Genomic DNA, 15638 nt, shown 5'->3' with positions numbered 1-15638 from the left:
GCGGAGAACTGCCTGAAAAGGCGTTCGTTCTCGTCGCCGTTTTCTTGACGACCGACTCTTGCAGCAAATCCCCTCGGGGAAGCTCCCTCGCGACCAACTCATGCCGGTTCTCGCCGCCGTCGCCGACCGCTGGAACGCGCCGATCCCCCCCGTGGACGCGGGGGTCGTGCTGGCGTACCTGGCGGCCATCATCGGGCTGGGCGTCTGGGCGGGACGCGGTCACAAGACGACGGCCGATTACTTTCTCGGCGGACGTTCGCTGCCGACCTGGACCATCCTGCTGTCGATCGTCGCCACCGAGACGAGCACCGTGACGTTCCTCAGCATCCCGGGGCTGACGTTCGCGGCCAAGGGGGACATGACGTTCCTGCAGATCACCTTCGGCTACATCGTGGGGCGCATCGTCGCGGCCGTCGTGTTGCTGCCGCTCTACTTTCGCGGCGAATTGTTCACCGCGTACGAAGTGCTGCAAGGCCGGTTCGGCCGGCCGACGCGGCGGTTCGCTGCGGCGCTGTTTCTCGTCACCCGCAACGTCAGCGACGCCCTGCGACTGTATCTGACCGCGCTCGTGCTGCGCGAGGCGGTCGGGATGCCGTTTGCGATCTGCGTGCTTCTGATCGGCGCCGTGACGATCGCTTACACTTACTTCGGCGGCGTGAAGTCGGTCGTATGGAACGACTGCCTGCAGTTCGTCGTCTACGTCGCCGGCGCCGCGGCCGCGTTGGGCGTGATCGTCCACCGACTTCCCGAGGGCTGGGGACAGTTGTGGGAGTTCGGTCGGACGACCGGGCGGCTGCAAGTGCTCGATTTCACCCCCACGCTGCTCGGCGGGAGCATGACCTTCTGGGCCGGGGTGGTCGGCGGCGGATTTCTGACTGCCGCCACGCACGGCACAGACCAACTGACTGTGCAGCGCCTGCTGTCGGCTCGCAATCAGCGAAGCGCAACCACGGCGCTCGTCGCCAGCGGGCTGGTGGTGTGCGCCCAGTTCGCATTGTTCTTGATCATCGGTATCGCGCTGGCGTGCTTCTATGCGACCTACCCGCCGCCGACGCCGTTCGGCGCCGCGGACAACGATCGGGCGTTCGCCAGTTTCATCGTGAACCACCTGCCTCAAGGACTGACGGGACTCACGTTGGCGGCGGTGTTCGCCGCGGCGATGTCGACGTTGTCCAGTTCGCTCAATTCGTCGGCGACGGCGCTGGTGAACGACTTGCTCCCGGTGCAGCTCTACCGCGACGCTCTCCCCGAACGCCAACTCGCGCTGGGGAAGTTCGCCACGGCCGTGTTCGGCGCCGTGCAGGTCGGCGGGGCGATTCTGGCCAATGAACTTGGCGCCACGACCAGCGTCGTGAACAGCGTGCTGATGATCGCCGCGTTCGCCATGGGCCCGACTCTGGGTTTGTACATGCTCGCTGCGCTCGCGCCGCGCGTGCAGCAGCGACCGGCCCTGGTCGGTTACGTGACGGGGATCGTCGTGCTGGCCTGGATTGCCCGGACGACCGACGTGTATTGGCCCTGGTACGCCGCGATCGGGGCGCTCGCAACGTTTGCCATCGGCGTGTTTCGCCAATGGGGGGAAGGGCCGCTCGCGGAGCGCGCCCGCGTGCAACCTGTGACAGGACCCGATCGATCATGATCCTCATCCGCCCACGAAGTCGTCGCCCTCGCGCCGCTGTCAGACTGGCCGTCGCAGCGCTTGCCGCGATCAACTACGCCGCCGTCGCGAACGCAGCCCTGCCGACCGCGACCCCCGAGGACCTCGGCTTCGACGGCAGCCGCTTCCACGCGATCGCGCCGATCGTCGAGGCGGCGATCGCCGAACAGAAGCTCCCGGGATGCGTCGTGGCGATCGGCCGCACCGGCGGCGTCGCCTGGCTGCACGCCTACGGCCAGCGGCGGCTCCGCCCCGAGCCGGAGCCGATGACCGTCGACACGGTGTTCGACCTCGCGTCGCTCACCAAGCCGCTCGCCACGGGGCTGAGCGTGATGAAACTGGTCGAACAAGGGCGCGTGCGACTGCGCGACCCCGTGGCCGAACACGTCCCCGAGTTCGCCGCAGGAGGGAAGGAGCAGATCACGGTCGAGCAGCTCTTGATCCATCACAGCGGGTTGATTCCCGACAATCCGCTGGGCGACTACGAACACGGCGTCGACGAGGCGTGGCGGCGGATCTTTGCGCTCGTCCCGCAGAAGCCTCCGGGGACAGCGTTCGTGTACAGCGACGTAAACTTCGAGGTGCTGGGCGAACTTGTCCGGCGCGTAAGCGGGCAATCGATCGACGAATTCGCACGGCAGCACGTCTACGAACCGCTGGGAATGCGCGAGACCGGCTTCCTGCCGCCGCCGGAACTGCGCGCCCGCGCCGCCCCCGCCGAGCGGCGCGAGGACCGATGGATGCAAGGCGAGGTCCACGACCCGCGGGCGCACCTGCTGGGGGGCGTCGCGGGGCACGCGGGGTTGTTCTCGACGGCCGCCGATCTGGCGATCATGTGCGACGCGATGTTGCGAGCGTGCCGCGATCCCTCGGCGCCTCCTCGCCCGCTCAGCCACGCGACGGCGCTTGAGATGATCCGCCCGCGCAGCGTGTCGGGTCCGAAGCGGGCCCTCGCCTGGGACTCCGCCAGCGGGTACTCGACCAATCGGGGCGAGCTGTTCAGCCCGCGGGCGTTCGGCCACGGCGGCTTCACCGGGACGGCGTTGTGGATCGATCCGGAACTCGACCTGTTCGTGATCTTCCTGTCCAATCGCGTTCATCCCGACGGCAAGGGGAACGTGAACGGTCTGGCCGGCCGCATCGGCACGATCGCCGCAGCAGCGCTGAACGGACCCAATCCGCACGGAATCGTCCGCCAAGCTGCGCGCCCGCAGCGCCTGCGCGCCGCCGAGGGCGCGCAGCGCCCCCGACCCGCGGTGCAACGGCAAGTCGTCCGGCGACCCGTTGCGGACGCCAGCACGCCCGAGGTGCTCTGCGGCGTCGACGTGTTGAAGCGGGACGGCTTTCGCCAACTGGCGGGCAAACGGGTCGGCCTGATCACCAATCACACGGGCGTCGATCGCACCGGGAAGACGACGATCGATTTGCTGCACGAGGCCCCGGACGTGACGCTCGCGGCCATCTTCAGCCCCGAGCACGGCATCGCCGGTCGGTTGGATCAGCCCGACATCGGCGACGCCCAGCACGAACCGACCGGCACGCCGATCTACAGCCTCTACGGCAAGACGAATCGCCCGGCGCCCGCGCACCTTGCGGAGCTCGACGTCTTGGCATTCGACGTTCAAGACGTGGGGACTCGGTTCTACACCTACGTGAGCACGATGGGACTGGCGATGGAAGCGGCGGCCGAGGCGGAGATCATGTTCGTCGTCCTCGATCGACCGAACCCGATCGGCGGGACGGCGGTCGAGGGACCGGTGCGCGACCCGGACGGCGAGTCGTTCATCGCTCACCACGACATCCCCGTGCGCCACGGCATGACTGCCGGCGAACTGGCCCTGATGTTCGCGGCCGAGCGCAAGGTGAAGGTCGAACTGCTCGTCGTGCCGGTCGAGGGTTGGCGCCGCGGCGCGACATGGGACCGCACGGGATTGGTCTGGATCAACCCCTCGCCGAACATGCGCTCGCTGATGCAGGCGATGCTGTACCCGGGGGTGGGGCTGTTGGAGTTCTCGAACCTGTCGGTCGGCCGCGGAACGGACACGCCGTTCGAGATCATCGGCGCCCCGTGGATCGAGCCGCGCGATCTGGCCGCGTCGCTCAACGCGGCGCAAGTCCCCGGAGTTCGATTCATCCCGGTTCGATTCACGCCGACGGCAAGCCGCTTCGCGAACCAAGAGTGCGGCGGCGTGCAACTGCACGTCGTCAATCGCAACGCCCTGGCGCCAGTCGAATTGGGGCTGACCCTGGCCTGCACGCTGCGCAAGCTCTACCCAGAGACGTGGGAAGCCGAGAAGATGGATCGGTTGCTGCGTCACGCCGCCGTGCTCGCTGCGATCCGGCGCGGCGTCCCGGCGCCGGAGCTGCGCGACCTGTACGAGTCCGACCTGAAGCGATTCCGCGAGCGTCGCAAGGAGTTCCTGCTCTATGAACGCTAACCCCCCCCTGCCCCGCACCGCGTCAGCGCGATCGTTCAGCCGACGCGATCGATTTGTCGCGATCCTGGCGGCGTGTTCAGCGCTTGCGGCGCTTGCTCCCGAGGCAAACGGCGCCGCGCCTGACCCGCCTGCTGTGCGCATGCTCGACGATTACGACGTCGTGATCGCCGGCGGGACGACGGCCGCCCTGGCTGCGGCGCTCGCCGCCCATGACGAAGGCGCCCGAGTCGCCCTGCTTGAGCCGACCGACTGGATCGGCGGGCAACTGACCGCCAGCGCCGTGCCCGCCGTCGACGAGGCGTGGCACAAGATCCGCGACCCGCAGACCGACGAGGTGCTGGTCGACGTCGCGGGCATCGCCCGCGATCCGCGGAACATGACTCCCGTGTTTCGCGACATGCTGGCCCAAGTCGGCAACCCGGGGCGCGGCTGGGTGAGCCGGTACTGCTTCGAACCGCTCGACCTGCTTCGCAAACACCTGCAACCGCTGATCGACGCGCGGCGCGATCGGCTTGACGTCTATCTCAACACGGTCGTCAAACGGGTCGAGACCGATGGCGACGCGATCGTTTCCCTGACGGCCATCCGTCGCACGCCGCGCGCGGGCGTCGCCGCCGAGGGTTACGACCTGCTGCTGTCCCAAGATCTTGCCGAGTGGTACAGTCCGGCCGATTCGGCGCGGTTCACGAAAGAAGTCCTCCGCTTCGCCGCCCGAGCGAACTCCCCCGCGGCGACGGTGTTTCTGGAAGCGACCGAGTGGGGGGACCTGTTCGTACTCGCCGACGCCCCCTACCGCCAAGGGTGCGAGCCGGCCGAGGACGCCCCCGACTTCGACGACACCTGCGGGCAAGCGACCGTGTTCGACTTCGTCGAGGAGTTCCACGCCAAGCCGACCGACGACGACGCCCCCGACCCGCGGATCGACGGCATGGGCTTCGGCGACTACGCCGATCGGGCCGACGCCTGGAACCAGATCTGGACCTACCGCCGCATCCGGGGCGCCGCCGCGGCGCCGGGGCCGGGCGACCTTTGCCTGCAGAACTGGGGCTACTCGCGTCGCCGCGCCGAGGGGGGGAACGACTACCCGTTCGGCTATCTCTTCCTCAGCGCTCAACTGGCGGCCGCGCAGCGCGACGATTGGCAGGGAGGGCTCGACATGTCCGTCCTCGCGGCGGCCGAACAGCGGGCGTTCGCTTGGCACCAGTGGTTTCGGCGCCGCGCTCCCGCGGGAATCGACCCGCGGCAAATTACCCTGTCGCGCACCGTGCTCGGCACGAGGCATGGCTTGGCCAAGCTGCCGTACATCCGCGATACGCGCCGCTCGGTGGGACTCGACGGGTTCGTGATCACCTACGACGATCTCGCCCCGCCGCCGCAACACGGAACGGGGACGCGGTTCCCCGACCGCGTCGCGCTGGGGGCCTACGCCGGCGACATCCACCCGCTGGCCACCTGCGAGTACCCGCAGTTCGCCGAGCATCTGCGGCCGACGCTGCCGTTCTATATCCCGTTCCGCGCGCTCACGAACGCCAAGTACGGCAACCTGCTGGCCGCGGGGAAGACGATGGCCCAGACGTTCGCGGCGAACTCGGCCATCCGGCTCCACCCGATCGAATGGTCGAGCGGCACGGCCGCCGGCGTCGCCGCGGCGATGATGGCTCGCGAGGGGTGCGACTCACGCGCCGCGCTGGCAGCGATCGACCGACTGCAACAGCGCGTGAAGAAGCACACGCCGATCGACTACGCCCTCGACGGCCACCCGGCAGGGTCGAGGCCTTAGGCGGCGTCCCTGGACCTGAGCCATGTGCGCTAGCCCCGGGCGTCTGCCGCAACGCACTGCACCGTTTGGTTCGTCGCATCGATCCGTACCGACGTCCCCAGCGGGAGCGTGGCGTTATCGCGAACGTGGCCGGTCGGATAGCCAGCGAGTACCGGGACGCCCAGGCTGCCGAAGTAGTCGTCCCAGACCTCGCTCAGGGCCAGGCTCGGGTTGTCGGGGGCCTCGTCGCAGTCGGTGAACTGCCCCAGGAGGACCCCGGCAAGTTTGTCGAGCAGCCCGGCCAGCCGCATCTGAGCGAGCATACGATCGAGGCGATAGGGGCGTTCGCCCACGTCCTCCAAAAACAAGATCGCTCCGGCAAAATCGGGCATGTAGGGCGAACCCGTCAGTCCCGCAAACACCGCCGCGTTGCCGCCGATGAGCGGCCCCTCGGCGACGCCGGATCGCAGCGTCGCCAACCCCGCGGCAGCTTGCGGCGGCGGGGCCGTTAGCTCTCCGAAGACGCCGCTGACGAGCCCCGCGGCTTGCCAGAAGCTCTCCTCGACCCATTCCGTCGGCGGCTCCTCGCCCCCCCAACCGTCGACGAGGTTCGGGCTGTGAAGCGTCGCCAGTCCCGTCTGCGCGGCCAGCGCAGCGTGGATCGCCGTGAGGTCGCTGAACCCCGCGACGAGTTTCGGCCGCCGGCGCACCGCGGCGTAGTCGAGACGATCCACCAACCGAGCGCAGCCGTAACCGCCGCGGGCCGGCATCACGGCGGTCGTCTCAGGGTCGGCCAGCGCCGCGTTCAGCTCTGCCGCCCGGGCGTCGTCGTCCCCCGCCAAGTAGCCGCGCTCGCGAAACAGGTCGCCGTAGGTCTTCACGCGGAACCCCCGCGCGCTGATCCGCGCGAGGGCCCGTTCAAGCCTTTCCCGCGGCACGACCCCCGCCGGGGCGAACACGCCAATCGTGTCCCCGGACCGCAGCGCCGGCGGGACGAGTCGCTCGGGTCGGGACGAGTCGGACGTTCGAGTCATGTCAGCCTCGCACAAGCGCCGAAGCGGTTCGTGCCGATCCCCTCCTCGCGACGGAGAGCACGAGCGCGGATCGACGTGTCGCGAACAGATCCTGCCGCTTGCACCTGTTCTGCGACCAAACGACCAATCGCCAAGCGACGCCGCTCCGGCCGCGCAGCCCCCCCGCCCGAGCCTTCCCGCAAGGGGGAAGGCGCCGCCGCGACTGGGGCCCGCTGATCGTCCGGCTGCGTTTCAAACTCGGCGTTCTGCGACTGGGGGGACGCAGCGCCGTCCGGCTTCACGTCGTTCGCCGCAAGGTCCCCGAACAGCACGTACCCCAAGACGATCGAAGCGACGATCCCCGCCGCGTCCCCGGTCAGGCAAGCCGGCACGGCGTGCCGCAGCTTGCTGATGTTCACGGCGCCGAAATAGACCGTCAGCACGTAGAACGTCGTCTCGGTGCTCCCCATCATCAGCGACGAAACCATCCCCAAGAAACTGTCGGGGCCGTGCTCGTCGAAGATCTCGATCAGGATCCCCCGCGACCCCGAGCCCGACAACGGGCGCGTCAGGGCCAACGGCATCAGGTCGAAGATCTCGGCATACTCGTCCAGCCCCAGCTTGGTCATGCCCCATACGGCCAGGGACTTGGCGTCGTCGAAGATCCCGCTGACGATGAACAGTTTGATTGCAAACAGGATCGCCACGAGATAGGGGATGATCATCACCGCGACGTCGAACCCCTCCTTGGCCCCCGTGACGAACGATTCGTACATCGGCACGCGGCGATACGCGGCCCAGAGGACGATCAACAGGATCGTGCCAGGGATCATCCACTGGCTGGCCAGCTCGAAAAATCGGAAGACTTCGCTCATCGCGTCCCCTCCGGCGGTTCGTTCGCGAGGACAGGAGCGGCGAGGGTCGCCGACGACGATCGGTACTTCGGCCGGCGAGCCAGCCAGCGCGTCACCGTGATCGCAACCACCGTGCTCACGGTCGTCGCCAGCAGCATTCCCATCATCGGCCGAGCCGGGTCGCTGCTGCCGCTGGCCGTGCGGTAGGCGATGATCGTAAAGGGAATCAGCGTGACGCTGCTGGTGTTGATCGCCAGGAACAGCGTCTGGGCGTCGGTCGCCGTATCGGGCTGGGGGTTGAGCGTCTGCAGCTCCCGCATCGCCTTGAGCCCCATCGGCGTCGCCGCGTTGTCGAGCCCCAGCATGTTCGCCGAGATGTTCATCAACATGGCCCCCTGCGCCGGGTGGCCGTCGGGGACCTCGGGGAACAGCCACCGCATGAGCGGCCGCAACAGCCGGGCCAAGGCGTCGATCAGCCCCGCGTCCTTCGCCACGTTCATCATCCCTAGCCACAGCGCCATGACGCCGATGAGCTGAATGCACAGCTCGACCGCGGTCTTCGCCGAGTCCATCGTCGCCGCGTTGAGCTGCCGGCCCATCTCGGTCAACGGCGAGGGGGGGGCGGTCGACGCCGCTGGCGCGGAAGCGTCTCTCTCGGCGGCGACCGCAGGCGCAACAGGCGCATCGCCCCGCCAACTGCGATAGGCCGCCTTGCCGAACCCGTACAGGATCCCGACGAGCACCAGACCGAACCAGAACTTGTTGAGCATGCAACCTCCCGAGGCGGGGGAAGGGAGTCGTCATGGCGTCGCGGAGAACACGGAGGCCCGCGTCGCCGGAGGGCGCCAGGGCCCGCAAATTGTCGCGAATATTGCGTGCCAGGGGAACATCTCGCTTGGTCGGAGATTCCGCGGCTCGCTTCCTCGTCGTTCACTCGAGCCGCAGGAGCGTTCCCGAAAGCGCGCCGGCCGCGACCGGTCGACCGCCGACGAGCACGAACGCCGCCGTCGCCGGCGGTTCGGCCGGTGCAAACAGCGCCAAGTCGGCGATCGCCCCTTTGTCGATCCGTCCGCGCCCCGATTGCCGCACAGCGCAGGCCCAAGCCGCTGCGCGCTCGGCCAGTTCGTCGAACGATGCGGCGCGCGGCTCGACCGACGACTCCGCCAGCGGGGCGGCGCTCAGCCGCGGCAGGTCGAACTCGCTCAGCGCGGCGAGAACCTCCGCAGACATCGTCCGGTCGTCGATCGCACACGCCCCGCGATGCACGGCCAGCAGGACCCGCCGGGCCAGTTCGCTCGCTGAACCGCTCGCGCCGGTCGGCAGCGTCGCCGCGAATCCCAGGTTGAGCGCCGCGATCGGCTCGGTCGCCGCAGCCAGCCGGCCCAGCGCCGCGAGCTCCGCGTCGCTCGTCGCATCGACCGTCCCCACGAGGCTCGTCACGCCCTGCGCCGTCACGGCTTGCAACGCGTCTGCCGCGGGAATCGCCGTGGGCCGCAGGTTCGGGTCGAACTCCCACTGTCCCGGCACGCAGCACAATCCCGTCGCGTCGAGTTCTTGCTTGCCGGCGGTCACTTCAAGATCGCCGATCTCGTCGATCACGCCGCACGCGAGCGGGCCCGTCGCCAGCCGACGCCCGCCGGGAAAGTTGATCCCCAAATCCGCCGTAAACCGTTCAGCGCTCGCGCCCCGCACGACGGTCGCCTGCTGAACGAGCCTATCGAACCGCACGATCTCGCCGTCCAGCGGCAAGGCGTCGTACTCGGCCGGGTCGGCCGTCAGGAGCTCGTCGCGAGCGATCGCCGCCAGCGTCTGGGCGAGCCCGTGCAGATGCAAACCGGCCATGTCGAAGTTGACGTCGTCGGGCGAGCCTCCCGCCTCGACCAACACGGTCGTCACCCCCGCGGCCTGAAGCCGCTCGCCGAACGCTCGCGGCATGAAATCGGCCGAGTAGCGCGAGATCATCCCGGGGCAGAGCGGCTCGACCGCCCGGCGAAAACAAACGGCGACCCGCTTGGCCCGCACGATCTGCTCCGTCTCGGGACAGCCGAAATCGAGCGGCGGGGCCATCAGCGCCACGACCGACGGCCGTTTGCTGCGCCCCACGGTCGAACGGGCGTTTTGGTTGTGCAGGTTGAAGGCGAAGTCGGGACGAAACCGCTCGACCGCCGCCCGCAGCATCCGCCCCTCGGGGCTCGCCAAGCGGCGGGCGTCGCGATTGACGTCGATCCCCTGGGCGTTCTCGCGGCGCCCCAAGACCGCCCCGTCGGGGTTCAACAGCGGCACGACGGAAAGCGTCACCCCGCTCAGGATCGCCGCGGCGTCCTCGTCGGCCGCCTCGCCGTTCGCGACAGCCGCGAGCCAGGCCAGCAGGTCCAACAGCACGGCCGTGTGGGTCGGCTCGTCGCCGTGCATCTGCGACCACGCGAGAACCCGCTGCGGTCCGTGGCCGATCGTCGCCGCCTGGATCGGGCGGTCGAGGAAGGATCGCCCGACGGGTTCAAGGACCAGCCCCGCGCCGGCCTTGGCGGCAAACTGCTCGAGCAAGACCGCAACCGATGCGGGATCGAGCGTCGCCGGTTCGCGAGGTGCGACGCGAGTGCGCGTCATCGACTCGGAGAGGTAAGAACCCATAGCGTCGCTGCCCCGCGAAGGACCGGCCGTTCAGCAGGGGATCATTGCAACGCCGCGAGGGCGAACCGGCAAGGGGCTTGGCTTACTTGAGCGCGAAGTCGATCGGCTCGGTCTGCCCGGCGGCGACGGTCGCCTTGAGGGGAGTGCGGACCCGCGACGAGTAATTGGCCGGCAGCGTCACGCTGGGGGGCGGAATCGGATCCCCCTCCTTCCACCCCGGCGGCAATTGGACGCCGAGGACGACGGTCGCTTGGTAGTCGCCCGGTTCGAGGCGGCAAGAGTATTGCCCCGACTCGGACGCGCTCGCCATAACCGGCCGTCCACTGGCGGGATAGAAGGTGATCGCGGCTTTAGGAACCGGCTTGCCGCGATACGTCACTGTCCCGGCGACAGGCAATCCCGGTTCCTGCTGACTGCAGCCGATCGCAATCAGGGCGACCGACAGAGAGCCGCCGAGGAGCAGCCGTCGACCAAGACGATCCTGATGGAGAGAAGCCGCCAGATTCATGGAATCGGGACGACCTCGCCGCCGTTACGCGAGCCCAGGGCCAAGTACGTGACCATGTCGACCGAGTCGTTGATGAATCGGACGCTGGCGTCTCCCAGCGAGAAATTGACGCCGCCGGGATGAAAGCTTGCAAACGGCAACTCGTTGACGCCCAAGGTGCGGGGCGTGCTGTCGGGGACCTCGGGGCGATCTCCCAACGCATTGTCATGACCGACGTAGCAGCCGTTGTAGGGGCTGTGGTTCGGCGGAGCCTTGTCGCTAATGCTCTTGCAGGCGAAAAACGCGGTCGCCGGTTGCGGGCCCGACGGCACGACCTTCGTCGGATCGCGAGGATTCGTGGGCGGATCGGTCGGCGTCACCCAGTACGCGCCGATCATCCAAGCGCGTACCTGATAGGTCCGCTCGCCGATCAACAGCGTGTTGCTCGTCCCGTCGCTCGCCTCCCGCAGATCGACCGGCCAGTCCTGGATCAGCAGCCCGTCGTAGTTGTTCGGTCCGAACAGAGCGGAGCCGCTGGTCACGCAGTAGTGGTTGCCGCTCTTGGTCGAAGGGCATTGGCCGGTGCGGCTGAAATACGATCCCATGACCCCCGCGTAACTCATCGCGCGACGATTCGCGTTGCCGAACTTCTCGCGCTGGTTTTTCAGTTCCTGGTCGCTGGGGCATAAGTACAGTTCGGGCAGCAGCGTATTCAGTTCGTCCATCGCCGATCCGTAGGCGTCGGGGTTCGTCTGATTCGTGTAGACCGAGATCGCCTGCTGGCTGATGCCCGCCTGTTCGATGTACGGGAGTGCATACACCGGCCAGCCGAAGCCGCTCGCCTGAGCCGTCGTCGTGTTCTTGCCGCCGGGGGGGAGCGTGCCGAAGGCCGATTCGTAGTTCAAACACGCCAGCGCCACGTTCTTGAGATTGTTGACGCACTGCGAGCGCCGGGCCGCTTCCCGCGCCGCTTGGATCGCCGGCAACAGCAGCGCCACCAAGACGCCGATGATCGCGATCACGACCAGCAACTCGACCAGGGTGAACGCGAACGAACGACGCGGGCGACGAACCCTTTCATCGCGACGATCGGGAGTGGCGGCAACGGACATGCTCAGTTCTCGCAAGCGATCGTGGGGCCGACCAATCAAGGGACGAGGAGACGGCAGAAGCCCCGCAGGCGGACTTCGTCCGTACTTCCATTCTAGAAACCAAGGGGAATTGAACAACAAAGTTTGTGCGCAGGGTACTCTGTATTTCGCGCACCAGCGCACGCTCCTCGACAACGATTGCCGTCTCCGCGCAACGAGGTCGCGGGGACGGCAGCGCGAAGCTAGCGCCGGATTGCGCTCGCAAGCGGCTGGACACAGGCGCAAAAAAAGCCCGCACCGCGGCGTTGCCCCCGCGGCCACGGTGCGGGCGAACGGCAGCCGGTCGTCGGGCTCGCACGAGAATGACAAATCTCGGCCAGCTCGACGGCCCGGAAGCACGTCAGTTCAAGAGTTGCCGGAAGGCGCGAGCCGAATCGACGGCGACCAGTGCGCGGTCCCGTCTCAGGCGGCGCGACGCCGGCAGGCGCACCCGGCCAACCCGGCCAAGGCCGCCAGCAGCAGCGACGCCGGCTCGGGGACCGCAGCGACGGCGACCGCAGCGTTGGGGTTCGTGCCGTACTGCAGCTTCCAAGCGTCGAGGTCCGCGGCGTTCACGTTGCCGTCTTCGTTGGCGTCGCCGTCAATCCGGACCGCCGTGCCGTCGGTCACCGGGTAGTTGCGCTGCCAAGTCAGGAAGTCAGACCCGTCGACGAGCATGCTTGTATCGAAGTCGGCGTTGAGCGGCTGCTGAACCACGTCGATCATCTCCAGCCGGATATTGTCGAACAGCGTGACGCCGGCGCCCGCCGAACTGAGGCCGGAGGGTCCGCCGATCCGCAGGCTGTTGAACCCTTGAGGAAGCGTGGCGATGGGGAAGACCATCCGGGCGTCAGGCAAATCGGGTTCGCCAGGCCGGATTCCAGTTTCCGAGTCGGGAGTTCGCGACGTGTTGCGCAACCCGTCGCGCCACAGGTCGATCTCAAAGGTCACATGGGTGGGCGTGATCGTCGCCGAGTACGTATGCCAGCCGGCGCCAATGTCGCCGATGGAGACGTAATCGTTCGTATCGGTCGTGCTTTCCAGCCCGATGTCGAATCCCAGGTCGGTGTCCTGCAACCCCCAAGTCTCGCCGTCCGTGCGGAAATACTGCCAGTCAGGCGTCACCACCAACGGACTGGAAATCGCGCCGTAAAGGTTCAGACGCGCCCCGTAACCCCGGCCATTGTAGAAGCCGGGGGAACCAGCCGCCGCGTTCCCCGGCGGGTTCGTCACCCCGACGACGGTCGGATCGCCGGAGTTCGAGTTGTAGAGCCCCATTTCCAGAAGGTTGGTCGTCGTGATCGTCTCTCCGGCGACAGAAATGTGACGCAACCCCAGCGTCATCCGTTCGTTGCCGCCCCCCGAGTCGTATAGGTCGACGCTGACAAACACGCTTTTCGTGGCTGACGGAACGGCGTTGAACGCGGGATTCAATCCCAATCCTTGATTGATGACGCCTCCGTACTGGTTGACCATCGTCCCGCCGGCGAAGACGCCGATGTGGTCGACGACCTTGCCCGAAGTGACGACACCCGGATTGAGCGTGCCGTCGTCAAGAACGCCAGCGTCATTGTTTGCCGGATCGGCAGCCGCAGTGCCGTTGCCGACCGTGGGGACCCACACCGCTCGGAATGCGTCGTTGTCGGCGTAGCCGTCGAAATTCTCGTCGACAATGATCTGAGCCGCGGCTTGGCCGGCCAACGCGATAACTGCCGCTAGGGCGGCGACGATTCGAAGTCGCGAATTCATAGCTTGCACCTGCACAGGGAGAAACGAAGAGATCGGTGTTCCGCGCGGCACGTCCGCTCGCACGGCTCGACTGGCGCGGTCCCCTGGGGCGACCATGCTCCCCAGGTCGCGGTCTGCTAGACGATGCGAGACGACCGGTCCGTCTCTTCATCCTAAGTAACCCGCGCAAAAGTCGCGCAACTTATTATGCGGCGTTTTTTCACGCCCATGCGCACTGGCTAACACTCTGGCTGACTCTGATTCTCCCTGACGAGCGGGCCGCAATCGAAGCCGGGTTCGCCCCGCGGTTCTCGCTCCGTTGCAGCAGCCTCAGCTCGCTGTAGACCGCCGGCGGGAATGCTCAGCCCAGCTCTGGCAGAAGCCGTGCGCATTCAGTGGAAAATTACGCGCTATTTCTTGGGGCATTTTGCGATTCGGCTCGGTAGGATCGGAACTAGGGCCATGTGCCAAGGGCCGCGACTGCCGCTCGCGCGCATCGCTCAAGCCCAAGTCGCCCGCACGGATCGGGGCCGTGCGGACCGGCTTGGCCAAGGCACATTCCGCCGCGGGGGCAGGGCCTTCGCGACTTATCTCATCCTGTGTGACCGAGTGTTCTAGCAACGGGAGACGACCTCATGAATTGGACCCTACGATCAGGCCTCGCGGCGGCGATTGCCGCGACGAGCCTTACGGCCCAGGCGGCGACATTGACGCCGCTGACAAGCTTCGGCGGCGGCGACGGCTGGCGCGCCCCGAGCGAAGTCCTCGCCGGCGACTCGGCCGCAACCGCCGACGGCTCGGGTTATTTGTATCTGCGCAACGGCAATCTGGAACGGGGATTGGCCTACAATCCCATCACCAACAATCTCATCCTCGTCAGTCGCAGCTCCGCGGGACAAGGCATCCGCGTGCTCGACGGCACGACCGGCGACGACGTCGGCCGAGTCGAGCAAACCGGGACGCCCCCGTCCGGGGGGACGTTCGCCATCAACATGGTCGACGTCGGTTCCGACGGTGCGATCTACGTCGGCAACCTCTCCACGGCCGCGAACAGCAACTTCAAAGTTTACCGCTGGGCCAGCGAAGGGGCGGCGGGGTACACGGTCGCCTACGACGGCCTGACGGGACTGGCCCGCACCGGCGATTCCTTTGCGGCCATCGGGGCGGGCTCAAGCACCAAGATCGCCGCCGCCGGCACCAACAACGTCGCTGCCAGCAACTTCGCCGTGCTGTCCACGAACGACGGCTTGGCCTTCGCCGCGCAGGCGTACACGTCCGTTCCGGGGACTCTTACGACCAGCAACGACTATCGCCTGGGGCTCACCTTCGTCGACTCCGACACGCTGATCGGCAACCAGGGCGCCAGCGCCCGCGTCACTGACTTCGGCGCAAGCGCCACGGTCACCGACACGATCCCGCTGGGGATCGCCCAAAGACCGCTCGATTACGCCGTCGTCGGCGGCGTCCCCGTCCTGGCCGTGATTGACACCAACAGCGCGCGGGTCGAGGTGTTCAACGTCACGAACCCCGGATCGCCCGTGCTGCTGGGATTCGCGAACGCCACCTCGGGACCGTTGACCGCCAACGGCAACGCCGCCGGCGCCGTGGCTTGGGGCGCCATCAGCGGCGACACAGCCACGCTGTACGCCATGAGCACGAACATGGGCATTCAGGCCTTCACGTTCCAGGTGCCCGAACCGGGCGCCGTCGGCTTGGCGCTGGTCGCCGCTGCGGCGGTCGTCGGGCTCCGCCGGCGGACGGCCTAAGGGCTCCCTGGGAGAGACGCATCGAGCCGTTTCCCCGGCCGGCAGAGACCTGTCGGCCGGGGAAAACGGCGAGCTACCGCAAGGTCGACCGTCGGCATCGACTGAACCGCAATCGCTCGACAGCGGACGACCTCGTTCTCGGGGCAGTTGGTCGTCAGTCGTCGGCACGAATCCT

The 15638-nt window shown here is 67.6% G+C and carries 11 protein-coding genes and 1 pseudogene; 5 read left to right on the top strand and 7 right to left on the bottom strand.

Annotation, left to right across the window (positions count from 1 at the left end):
• Positions 1 to 100 precede the first annotated feature (100 nt).
• The 4 genes and pseudogenes from KF688_10585 (at position 101) to KF688_10570 (ending at position 5875) form a co-directional block, all read left to right on the top strand.
• Positions 101 to 1639, top strand: coding sequence for a sodium/solute symporter (locus tag KF688_10585; GenBank protein ID MBX3426115.1), 1539 nt, complete (start codon positions 101 to 103; stop codon positions 1637 to 1639).
• Positions 1636 to 2811: pseudogene (locus tag KF688_10580) on the top strand (beta-lactamase family protein). The gene KF688_10585 and the pseudogene KF688_10580 overlap by 4 nt, the downstream one beginning before the upstream one ends.
• Positions 2812 to 2913: 102 nt before the next feature.
• The gene (locus tag KF688_10575; GenBank protein ID MBX3426114.1) at positions 2914 to 4095 is read left to right on the top strand and encodes a DUF1343 domain-containing protein; all 1182 of its coding nucleotides are present in this window, start codon (positions 2914 to 2916) and stop codon (positions 4093 to 4095) included.
• The gene (locus KF688_10570) at positions 4085 to 5875 is read left to right on the top strand and encodes an FAD-dependent oxidoreductase (protein MBX3426113.1); all 1791 of its coding nucleotides are present in this window, start codon (positions 4085 to 4087) and stop codon (positions 5873 to 5875) included. The genes KF688_10575 and KF688_10570 overlap by 11 nt, the downstream gene beginning before the upstream one ends.
• 29 nt (positions 5876 to 5904) lie before the next feature.
• Here the strand turns inward: KF688_10570 and KF688_10565 are convergent, their stop codons facing one another.
• The 7 genes from KF688_10565 to KF688_10535 form a co-directional block, all read right to left on the bottom strand.
• Complete coding sequence (locus KF688_10565; protein ID MBX3426112.1) at positions 5905 to 6888, bottom strand: LD-carboxypeptidase; 984 nt, start codon at positions 6886 to 6888, stop codon at positions 5905 to 5907.
• Positions 6885 to 7742, bottom strand: coding sequence for a hypothetical protein (locus tag KF688_10560; protein MBX3426111.1), 858 nt, complete (start codon positions 7740 to 7742; stop codon positions 6885 to 6887). Before KF688_10560 ends, KF688_10565 begins: the two co-directional genes overlap by 4 nt.
• Entirely contained in the window at positions 7739 to 8491 is a 753-nt protein-coding gene (locus KF688_10555) for a hypothetical protein (GenBank protein ID MBX3426110.1), read from the bottom strand. The genes KF688_10560 and KF688_10555 overlap by 4 nt, the downstream gene beginning before the upstream one ends.
• A gap of 160 nt (positions 8492 to 8651) precedes the next feature.
• Entirely contained in the window at positions 8652 to 10328 is a 1677-nt protein-coding gene (locus KF688_10550; GenBank protein MBX3426109.1) for a hypothetical protein, read from the bottom strand.
• Positions 10329 to 10434: 106 nt separating this feature from the next.
• On the bottom strand, positions 10435 to 10860 hold the full coding sequence (locus KF688_10545; protein ID MBX3426108.1) for a carboxypeptidase regulatory-like domain-containing protein: 426 nt from the start codon (positions 10858 to 10860) through the stop codon (positions 10435 to 10437).
• Positions 10857 to 11951, bottom strand: coding sequence for a DUF1559 domain-containing protein (locus KF688_10540; GenBank protein ID MBX3426107.1), 1095 nt, complete (start codon positions 11949 to 11951; stop codon positions 10857 to 10859). The genes KF688_10545 and KF688_10540 overlap by 4 nt, the downstream gene beginning before the upstream one ends.
• Before the next feature lie 441 nt (positions 11952 to 12392).
• A complete protein-coding gene (locus KF688_10535) occupies positions 12393 to 13718 on the bottom strand; it encodes a PEP-CTERM sorting domain-containing protein (protein MBX3426106.1) in 1326 nt (441 codons plus the stop codon).
• Between the two features lie 614 nt (positions 13719 to 14332).
• On the opposite strand from KF688_10535, the gene KF688_10530 reads away from it, so the two are divergent.
• Complete coding sequence (locus tag KF688_10530; protein ID MBX3426105.1) at positions 14333 to 15463, top strand: hypothetical protein; 1131 nt, start codon at positions 14333 to 14335, stop codon at positions 15461 to 15463.
• Positions 15464 to 15638 lie beyond the last annotated feature (175 nt).

Source organism: Pirellulales bacterium (assembly GCA_019636345.1).
Classification (GTDB): Bacteria; Planctomycetota; Planctomycetia; order Pirellulales; family Lacipirellulaceae.
Note: the sequence above shows the minus strand (reverse complement) of the source record. Positions and strands in the feature narration are given on the sequence as shown.

Coding starts and splice junctions, on each gene's coding strand:
- KF688_10545 (MBX3426108.1), bottom strand. CDS start 10,860: ATGAATCTGGCGGCTTCTCTCCATCAGGATCGTCTTGGTCGACGGCTG.
- KF688_10560 (MBX3426111.1), bottom strand. CDS start 7,742: ATGAGCGAAGTCTTCCGATTTTTCGAGCTGGCCAGCCAGTGGATGATC.
- KF688_10540 (MBX3426107.1), bottom strand. CDS start 11,951: ATGTCCGTTGCCGCCACTCCCGATCGTCGCGATGAAAGGGTTCGTCGC.
- KF688_10565 (MBX3426112.1), bottom strand. CDS start 6,888: ATGACTCGAACGTCCGACTCGTCCCGACCCGAGCGACTCGTCCCGCCG.
- KF688_10555 (MBX3426110.1), bottom strand. CDS start 8,491: ATGCTCAACAAGTTCTGGTTCGGTCTGGTGCTCGTCGGGATCCTGTAC.
- KF688_10535 (MBX3426106.1), bottom strand. CDS start 13,718: ATGAATTCGCGACTTCGAATCGTCGCCGCCCTAGCGGCAGTTATCGCG.
- KF688_10550 (MBX3426109.1), bottom strand. CDS start 10,328: ATGACGCGCACTCGCGTCGCACCTCGCGAACCGGCGACGCTCGATCCC.
- KF688_10570 (MBX3426113.1), top strand. CDS start 4,085: ATGAACGCTAACCCCCCCCTGCCCCGCACCGCGTCAGCGCGATCGTTC.
- KF688_10585 (MBX3426115.1), top strand. CDS start 101: ATGCCGGTTCTCGCCGCCGTCGCCGACCGCTGGAACGCGCCGATCCCC.
- KF688_10530 (MBX3426105.1), top strand. CDS start 14,333: ATGAATTGGACCCTACGATCAGGCCTCGCGGCGGCGATTGCCGCGACG.